Source organism: Hoeflea algicola, from assembly GCF_026619415.1.
GTDB lineage: Bacteria > Pseudomonadota > Alphaproteobacteria > Rhizobiales > Rhizobiaceae > Hoeflea > Hoeflea algicola.
The window spans coordinates 21,628-31,061 of the sequence record NZ_JAOVZR010000002.1; the positions used below are offsets into that span (position 1 = coordinate 21,628).

A 9,434-nucleotide genomic window follows, 5' to 3' on the forward strand; every position below is an offset into this window, starting at 1 on the left:
CGCTAACTGACGACAGTTGACCTAAGCGGACATTCATTCGTTCCTGTTTCAATGCAGGTGGGGCCTAGATGCATGTGTAATTACCCACCCCCTTGCCATGCACCACAATGTCTGAATCCATGATGATATGGATCGGACTGATTTGCAGCAGCTGAGCAAGGACGAATTGATCGAGATGGTGCTTCGGCTCCAACGGCCTTCCAAGGATTCTCGGACGTCTTCCAAGCCGCCCTCGACGGACAAGAAAGAGAAACGCGTCAACTCACGACCGGGTGGAGCCAAGCCCGGGCATGAACCCCACAATAGGGTGCTGGCGGATTTTGCCGACATGTTTCGCGATCATGAACCGACCGCCTGCAAGAGATGCGGCCATGCGTTTTCCGGTGATGATACGATGGTGCTGGCCGGGGCCTATGACGAGATCGATATTCCTGCGATCCGTCCTCATGTCACCCGGCATCGGCGTTTTTCCTGTCATTGCCCGCAATGCGGCACGACAACAAAAGCCACCGCACCTGCCGTGGCAACCGCAACGCCGTTCGGGCCAGGCATTCACGCGCTGGCGATCTACCTCAAGAGTTTCCATGCATTGTCTTACGAACGCCTGAGCGGTGTGTTCATGGATATCTTCGGCCTTAATGTGAGCGAGGGCGCGATCATGAACATGTTTTCCCGCTCCCGTCCGAGCTTCCAGGCCACAGCACAGGCCGCCAAGGCCAGCCTTCGAGCCGCCCGCGTTGTCGCCAGCGACGAAACCGGTGTGCGTATCGAGGGCACAAATGCCCAACACTGGGTTTTTCATTGCAAGGATGCTGTTGTCCACCAGCCCGATTACTCCCGTGCAGCACGGGTCGTTCACGAGACCATGGGCGGCCATGTCCCCGAGGTATGGATATCTGATCGGTATTCAGCCCAGCAATCTCACGGCCATCGACATCAAACCTGCCTTGCACATTTGGCGCGTGATACAGCCTTTGCGCTGGAACATGGCGAGGATGATCTCCCTCTTCGCTTCCAGCTTTGGTTTGGCCGTGTGTTTGATTTCGCCAGAGCCATAAGCACATTCGCTGCGTCTACCGTCGCAAGCAAGAAGCGCAAATTCGATAAACAGCTTGCCGGGCTTCTATGCGCCCCGACTTCGTGCGACCTGGCCCAAAAGCTCCAGGCCAAGATCGGGCGGGCCCGCGATCAGCTGCTGACGTTTTGCGACTATCCCGGAGAAGTCGATGTCACCAACAACACATCTGAGCGAAAGCTCCGTCCATGGGTCATTCAGCGAAAGGTGACAAACGGATATCGCGCCATGTGGGCCGCCCAAGCCGAGGCGGATGTACGCACGACCATCGACACCGCCCGCCTCAAAGGCGCAAACCCCTTCCAGGTCATCGCATCCGTCCTGGCATAGGCCGGTAGAAGAACCGGAAATCACGAATTCGGGGGTGGGTAATTACATGCATGTTAACTAACTATGGGCACTAGCCACCACAAGATCGAGAACATCTTTGGAAAACTCAAAGACTGGCGGAATCCATACCCGCTACAACCATTGCGCTCGCCATCAGGTCAGCCAAGGCAATTGCAGCGGACATCATCGCCTAACAATATTAAAATGATGGTTAAGTTCAATATCCGTATAGTAATATAACATCTTCAGGCGCTACGTGTTCGTGGTGCCGGTGACAACAACCGAGGTCATGCGGTTGCTCCCTAAGGATTCGCCTCAACAGCCAGTGCGGGTATCGTATCAGACGTCAACACAACAGTCAGACCGCCGTCGACGACGAGATTGGTACCCGTGACATAACTGGCCTGCGAGGACGCGAGGAACAAGCAGACCTCAGCGATTTCCGACGGCTGCGCATAACGACGCAGCGGTATGCGTCTGGTCCAGCCGTGGTGGGCACCGATCGAGCGCTGCTCACGGCTCATCGGAGTCTCGACGAAACCAGGCGAGACCGCATTGACTCGGATGCCGTATGCAGCAAGCTCAGCGGCCATCTGCTCCGTCAAGCTGATGACGCCGCCTTTCGCGGCGGCGTATGCAACGTTGACCTGTGGGGAAACAGCCCGAATGCCCGCGATCGACGCAATGTTCACAATCGCTCCACCTCCCGCGCGCTTGAGCGCCGGAAGCGCTGCGCGGGCGGTCATGTAGATCCCGCTGAGGTCGACGTCGAGAACTCGCCTCCACTGTTCGCTCTCAGTCTCCTCCAGCGAGCCGCGCCCGATGATCCCTGCCGCACCAACCAGTATATCGAGGCGCCCGAACGTTGCATCGATTTGGCTAAATGCATCTAGCACTTCGTCTTCGCACGTGACGTCAACCGTGTATCCGCGGGCACGCTCGACGGGTAACGAAAGCGTGGCCAGCGCATCAGAAATCGATGCAGCGTTGACATCAAGAATCGCGATCGCCGCACCTTCCTTGGCTAGCGCCTCAGCTACAGCTAGGCCGATACCGGAAGCGCCGCCGGTGATCACAGCCACCTGTCCGTCAAACTTATTCATCGCGTTCTCCTGAAGAAAATTCGTCGGTATTTGGGGTAAAAGTCGGCGGCGCCTGGTTTGAATGCCAAGGAGGCGTCGCCCAGCCACGACACAACCGGTGCGAACTGAGCTGTCGCTTCATCGGCAGCGTTTACTTGAGCTGATCTATGATCTTTGCCCAACCATGCTCATCACTACTTACATGCATGCCTTGACTGTAAAAGCCACCTAGCACCTCAATCGGTAACAGCGCATCGAGCGGGTTGGACCGATTGCCACGCAGGGCGACAGTAACATTGCCGGTGCGCTTGAATTTCGGTTTATTATCTGGAGATGGGTCACGCGATAGAATCCGCTTCTCCAGAATACCTGGTCCTTCTGGATTTGCGACGGTATGAATCATCAAATGCGGGTTTAGCTTAACTTCCGGAAGATTCTCAATCGGTTTGCTCTTAAAATCAAAAGCTAATGTGATGAGTTCATTGCCCCCTACAACACAAGTAGCAACGGCTGACTCATCCGTCTCTTCATAGGTGGAGGACATCAACTTCTTTGGATACCCCCAAACCTCGCGTCCTGCACACACCGCAGCGAAGTGATTTTCGAACCATGTAAAAGTGTATCCGCCTACTATATCTTTATATCTAACCGGCACCGTAAACCTACAATGCATGTATCCTGCTATGTCTACTTGATGACTATTAGGAAATACAGAATTACTAGAATCTCCAAATGTAATATTAAATATATTGTCAACATATTCAAATGGAGTTGTTTTTAAAATTCGCTTCACGACATCAGCATCTGTGCGACATACAGCAACTATACCACGATAGTCATTCGAGGAATATGGATTCAACGGATCCGGATATGCTGCTGTGCCCAGGAACATATCAAAGCGATCTGTCAAGTTCTCTCTGCTCATCGGTCTTCTCCATTCTAAACTAGTCACGAAGGCTTGGACTTATGCGTTCTCTTGCTGCGGATTGATCTAGTCGATCTCCAAGCCTCATCCCCACTCACTTCCGAATAGGAATTCATATAAAAAGGCGACCGCGCTAGATGCTTCTCCAGATTGGTTTCTCGTGTCAAAACGGCGTTAGGCAGTAATTCGCTGCGTTGTCGAGAAAGCCATAGATGGAATTGCATTGACTGGCGACTGAGGATCAAGCTTGCCGCGTTCGACCATCGACTGACAAGCCAGTCGATGGTGAGTGCAAAGAGGCAACAGCCTACATCATTGATCGATATCCATGCACCATATGGGACGAGGCCATTGCGCACTGCGGCTCAAGACAACTCGCCCGAAGCGTCACGGTGCCTTATCGTATACAATACGGTCTACGGACAACGGCTCGCTGATCAACTTGTTGGCGAGCAGGAAGTCGTTAAAGCCATCGACGGCCTTTCGATCAAAGTGACTGCCGTACCCCTGAATGGTGCGCCGGACAAGTTGGTCGAACACGACTTCGGGATTGGGGACGTCGCCGAGTTTGAACCGTTGGCTGGCGATCTCCTTAACTTCATTGAGGTTCTTCGGGTCCTGAAGCCACTGGACAGCTTGCTCATGCGCGCGGACGAAGGCATCCACGGTAGCAGCGTTTTCCTGCACATACTCGCCAGGGGCATAGTAAGCAGCATAGCCGCCGTTCATAGCCTGCAGACCGGCAGGACCCTCACCCTGCGAGAGATCAGCAAAGACAACGCATGATTTGGTCGCGTCGCAAAGTGCAGGAACGGGATCCCAACTCACGATTGCATCGACCTGCTTCGCAGCCAGAGCTGCATACGCAGTAGCCGGACCGCCGACCGCTACGAAAAATGCTTCGTCAGGCTGCATGTCGGCCCCGGCCAACAGAGCCCTCGCAATCATCTCAGGCGAACCACCGCGTGCCACGACACCGATACGTTTGCCGGCAAGCGACTTCATGTTCTCCGGGTAGGATTTCCCCGCGACCGTCTCCGCGACCTCGGCAGAAGCGGACAGTGAATAGACGTTGTTGGTGAGATCCGGACCAATAATCTTGAGGTCATACCCCTTGTCCACCGCTTGCATCATCACGTCCAAAGAGCTGATGATGATATCCACCCCCTCTGTTGCCGCCGCTTGCATTGCCAATATAGCGCTTGCTAGGTAGACGGGTTGGCAATCGAGCCCCTCCTTAGCGCAGAACCCCTTGTCACGCATGACCCAGTCGACAATGTGTATGATACTGCCCGGGTACTCATGTATCTGAACGACTTTCTGCTCTTCAGCTATCGCATGTGTTGACCCGAGTGCAATGGCAGCAACAGTTGAGATGACGATTCCCAATTTGATCCGGCTCATATTTTTCCTCCCTTAATTGTAAAGAGAATATAAATCTTATTTTGTAGCTATTATTATTATTTTACTACTGTTCTATAGCTATATTCTAAGATTAATCTCTTGTATGAATTTGCACTAAACACAACTAGACGAGAAAAAAATATCTTACGCAAGTTAATAATAATTAACCGACGCTAAAGAAAAACTTACGATCAGTGATGTGATCCTGCATCCTGGTGGAAACTATGGATCCGCAAAACTTGTCAGAACACCAGCTACAGGCCAACCGTTCAAGCACGATGGAAGGTTCGGACCGAATTCCCGTCCTGCCCAGATGAGTTCACGGACGACGGCCAAATGCTCCGCGCCTCGAGATTGTCGTTCTGTACGATTTTTGCTCTGAGTGAACTTTTCACAAGCCTAGTGGTGGAGCGCCGTCTTCTAGAGGACGATTTAATCGTGCTCACGCGCATTGCCGACGAGGCTATCAAGGATTGGGTGGTGTCCGCATCTCGGTCCTTGAGGGCCACTTCCTCCACCGCAGTGGGGCAACCTTCTACCCCCTCCAAGGCGCATTAAGGCACTTTAGCGCGCTGGCCGGGGAGCAGTTTGAGGAATCTATGGACGACTACCGCTGAGGGCCTGCAATCGTTAAGCGCTGGTGAGTCAAGGTTGCAGCCGCTCTAGCTTTCCGGCGGCGTTCTCCACCTCTATTGGACCTGGTAGCGAGCAGACGAGAAGGTCCGCTTACAGGCATTTGCCAAGGCTACTTAAACGGCTGAAGTGGGGGCGCAATGCAGCCGTTAGTTGGGGACCAATCGAAGGGCAGCTAAGGGCCGTGAGTGACACCGCGCCAGTGAACGCGGAACGACTGCTTTCCCGACTTCGCTCCAACAAATTGCCTGACAGGTCGCGGCCCTGTTCCGGTCATTTGCCCTCTGAAATAAAAATCACTCAAGACCTCCGAAGCGGCCCCAATCATGACCGATTGGGTCGCTGCATCAATGCCGGAGAGTCCCGCCCCAGGCGCATAGCTGCAGCGCCGCATCTAATATTGGGCTACCCGATCGCTCTGGGCCGTAAGCTCCCAGAGGGCCGTCCACCACGCTCAATTTCGTCAAACCTATCATTGGCAACCATGTGATGCAGGCTCGTGCCGCAATTGAGAATTGCCTCGAAATGTAGATTGCCCCTTTTTGGGACGCGCATTCAGTATGCCTTTCGAGCCTCGTGGGGGAAGTCATATAACGCGGAGATGTAAATATAGAATCAATCTAAGAATGCATAAATATAGCCTTGAATTCTATTTCAATTATGAAGATGTATTTATCAATAGAATAATAAACTTGTAATATTGAAAGATATACTATATAATAGTAAAGCCTGCTTATGCGTAGATTAACAATACAGGGAGATAAAGATGGCATCTATAGACAGGAAAATACAGCGCGCAGCCGCTGTAAAGCAGACCAAAAAAACTCGGGCGGAAAACAACCGTGTCACGAAGGAGAAGGTGGACGCTGCGCGGGCACCCAGGGAAAATGAAGAACCACTTTCACCTGACGTCCAAGCACGCTTGGCTGAAATCGTAGAACGGGTCGTCTCGCTGCATCGCAAGTCGACCGGCCAGGTATTTGAACTGGGCGAGTGCCTGGCTGAAGCAAAATCCGTGCAACCGGAAAAACGCTTCGGTCGCTGGCTGAAGGAACATTGCGGCTATACCGTACGTTCAGCCTGGAATTTCATTTCCGTGCATGAACGGCTTGCTGATCACCGTAAACGGCTTGAGAAGCACGCCGTCGCGTCGACCGCACTTATCGAGCTTGCAAAAGCAGAGCCGGATCAGATTGAATCCGTTCTCGATCTGTATGATGAAGGCAAGAGCCTCAAGCCTGCGGAAATCAAGGCGTTGATTGGCGGCAAAAAGGATGAGGCTGCAGAGGATATCGACCTAACGCAAGTGGGCGGTAGAGCAGGGCTACAGAAAATGGCCGCTGCCAAGCTCAAATCGAGCATCGCGGAGTTTCATCGATTGACCGCCGCTGTCTTGGCTGGGCTGGAAGAAGCTGTTGCGCATCACGAAAGCGGAAAGCGGATCGTCATGAGGACGCTGGCAGCTGATCTCGAAATCAATGCACGCCATGCATCCGATCTTTTCAAAGACGTTGTGGCTCCTTTGGTGCCGGTTGAGCGTATGCCGAAAGCCAATCTTGAACATGAAAGATTGGTCGTTGAGACAGGTTGGGGTGCAGTCCAGCACAGCCTATACCGTTTGGGTGGCGCTGGCTCGTGGCCTCACCGCGATGAAATGGAAAAATGGGTGATCGAAGTGGCACACCCGGCGCTACGTTTCGCAGTCCATGGCGAACCATATGTTGTCAGCCCAAAACCGGCCACTGCTCCCGTCTTGGATGTCGCAAAAGCTGACAACGACGTCACGAAAAATGATCAAATTGTGGTCGATAAGGAAACCGACGCTGATGAGACCACACCAAGCATTTCATATGCCGAATTGGATGCAACACTCGACAACCTTATGGCGGTCAACAAGGCACCCGCTGAAGTACGCATGTCGCGATAACAGGGGGCACGAGTTCGGCGGTTACGCCGCTCAATTCCTGCCCCAAACACCTACCAAAGCCCCGCTGAATTCCCCAGCGGGGCTTTGGCCTTTCCGATCAGGCATCTGCTATAGGTCTTCGGGCCGCCGCCGCGTTTTTGCTAGCTGATCAAAATCCAGGTCTCGGAACATCGAAAAATCAATCTTTGGATTGAGCGGCAAAGTAGCGAACATCTCGGCTTCGGACTCAGTCAGGGTTTTCCATCCGTACTTGTTGTGATCGTCGCCGCCGAGCGCATGCCCTGCCTGCATTCGCCGTTCACGCTCGCCGATCTTCTTGTCCTCACGTGCCTGGCTAATGTAGTCACCGCGCAGAGAATGAAAGCGTTCGCCTGGCGAATCTTTGATGCCTGCCTTGTCAAAAAGACGTCTCATGTATTTCGACGCATTTTTCGCGGGATTAGCAAGTTGCATAAGCTGTGGAAACAGGAAGTTGTCGCCCTGCTTTCGGGCCCACTCGACATAGCCGATCTCGACCAGAAAATTGTGAAGTACAAAATACCGGCCGCTTTCTGTCGTCTTGATTGGTCGTCGGACCCACTTACCTCCGACCATCGCAATCCCTTCCACTTCTGCTACCCAGATTCCGTCGAACTTCTCCGTGATGTCGGTCCCCACTAGATGCGTGAGCAGACCCAGACGGCGGCTGGTCAGCAAACCAAGCAGAGGCATCATGACATCGTCGATATACGGCGATTGAACGCCCGTGCGGAAAAGCTGCGTCAGCTTCTTCGCTGACAACGGCTCTGCGGAAACCGCATCCCGGGCAGCCTTGGGGTATTTAAGCGCAACATTTTTCACTGGGTTGTCGAAATCATGTTGCGTGGCTGCATTGCTGAAGACCGGCTTGATGACACCCATGAAACCATTCTGCAGCGTGTTCTTCGCAATCGATTTCTTGCTGAAATCCCGATTGCTGTCGATGATCTCTCTAGCTGACAGGTGAGACGGTTTATCATTATGTTTGCTCGGCCAGAACTGCATCAAATTGATGAAAGCCTGAAGATCGGTCGGCGTGTAGCGATCGATCGGGTGATCGCCAATCAGCTCCACGAATATGTTCAGACGCATCTCGGCAGTCTTGATGTCGCCGCTGGCCTCTCCCATGGCCGTGACCCGTTGCGCAAGATATTCGCTAGCAGCAATGCTGAACAACGGTTTGTCGGATGGCTCACGTTCAACAAATCGCCGATCCTTGTCGACCTCCGTTTTTACCTTCGCATTGACGAGTCCGGCCCGTGCGCTGATCTTGCCCTTGCCTATTGAGCCGCCTCCAAGTGGGGGCATGAGAAGCGACACTGGATCGTCCTTTGCTCTCTCGACCAAACGCCTTGCGAGCAATTCGGCGTTATCGCCAAGTGCCTTGTTGTAATCTTCACCCGCATCCTTGCGCGCCTTTTCCTGTGCAATCTGCACAAGCCCGCGCATCATTGCAAAATTGCCTTCCTCTTCGGCTGTTGACGGAGGAGGAGGACTGGTGATGTCGTAAAGTGCCGACTTGAGGCTCATGGTCACAGCTTGCCAAGCGCGCTTGCCTTTGGCTTCCTCATCGAGGCCATCAACATCGCCGCCCAACATGTCTTCCATCAATGGCCAGAAATCGTTCTCATCGTTGTTCGCCTTGGACATGGCAATCTCGATCCGTTCAAACTTTTCACGTGCGATCGCGGCCAGCTTGTCGGCAATCTTGCGGGCCTGAGGTTTCGGGATGACACCGAGGCCAACCCGGATAGGCCGCTTGACCTCACCGGCGATCGCTTTGGGCAGTCGCATCTGAAACATATAGGCCGAACCCGTTTTGATCAGGTAAAGACCGGGTGAGGAGCGAGGGCGACGTGTCTTGGGCTGATTTGCGGAAATAATTTCCGCGTTTTGGGATGATACCCCCGACGATACAGGCAACGATACAAATTGACTTTCTGACATTGGCAAAAGCCCTTGTTCTGGGCGGCCAGTCTCAAAAAAACCTTATCTATCAAAAACTTGGGAATGTCCGCTTTTGGTGCCCGGAGGGGCTGG

Annotated in this window: 6 protein-coding genes; 2 read left to right on the top strand and 4 right to left on the bottom strand. The window is 53.3% G+C overall.

Annotated features, from left to right (window positions below):
- Positions 1 to 127: 127 nt before the first annotated feature.
- Entirely contained in the window at positions 128 to 1,405 is a 1,278-nt protein-coding gene (tnpC, locus tag OEG84_RS23690; protein ID WP_267651873.1) for an IS66 family transposase, read from the top strand.
- A gap of 302 nt (positions 1,406 to 1,707) precedes the next feature.
- On the opposite strand, the gene OEG84_RS23695 is transcribed toward tnpC, so the two are convergent.
- The 3 genes from OEG84_RS23695 to OEG84_RS23705 all read right to left on the bottom strand — a co-directional run bounded on the left by OEG84_RS23695 (position 1,708) and on the right by OEG84_RS23705 (position 4,816).
- Positions 1,708 to 2,508, bottom strand: coding sequence for an SDR family NAD(P)-dependent oxidoreductase (locus tag OEG84_RS23695; RefSeq protein ID WP_267654810.1), 801 nt, complete (start codon positions 2,506 to 2,508; stop codon positions 1,708 to 1,710).
- A 130-nt stretch (positions 2,509 to 2,638) separates the two neighbouring features.
- Entirely contained in the window at positions 2,639 to 3,412 is a 774-nt protein-coding gene (locus OEG84_RS23700) for an acetoacetate decarboxylase family protein (RefSeq protein WP_267654811.1), read from the bottom strand.
- Positions 3,413 to 3,799: 387 nt separating this feature from the next.
- Entirely contained in the window at positions 3,800 to 4,816 is a 1,017-nt protein-coding gene (locus OEG84_RS23705; protein WP_267654812.1) for an ABC transporter substrate-binding protein, read from the bottom strand.
- Positions 4,817 to 6,215: 1,399 nt separating this feature from the next.
- On the opposite strand from OEG84_RS23705, the gene OEG84_RS23710 reads away from it, so the two are divergent.
- Complete coding sequence (locus OEG84_RS23710; RefSeq protein ID WP_267656339.1) at positions 6,216 to 7,376, top strand: hypothetical protein; 1,161 nt, start codon at positions 6,216 to 6,218, stop codon at positions 7,374 to 7,376.
- A gap of 108 nt (positions 7,377 to 7,484) precedes the next feature.
- Here the strand turns inward: OEG84_RS23710 and OEG84_RS23715 are convergent, their stop codons facing one another.
- Positions 7,485 to 9,341, bottom strand: coding sequence for a site-specific integrase (locus OEG84_RS23715; RefSeq protein WP_267654814.1), 1,857 nt, complete (start codon positions 9,339 to 9,341; stop codon positions 7,485 to 7,487).
- Between the last annotated feature and the right edge of the window lie 93 nt (positions 9,342 to 9,434).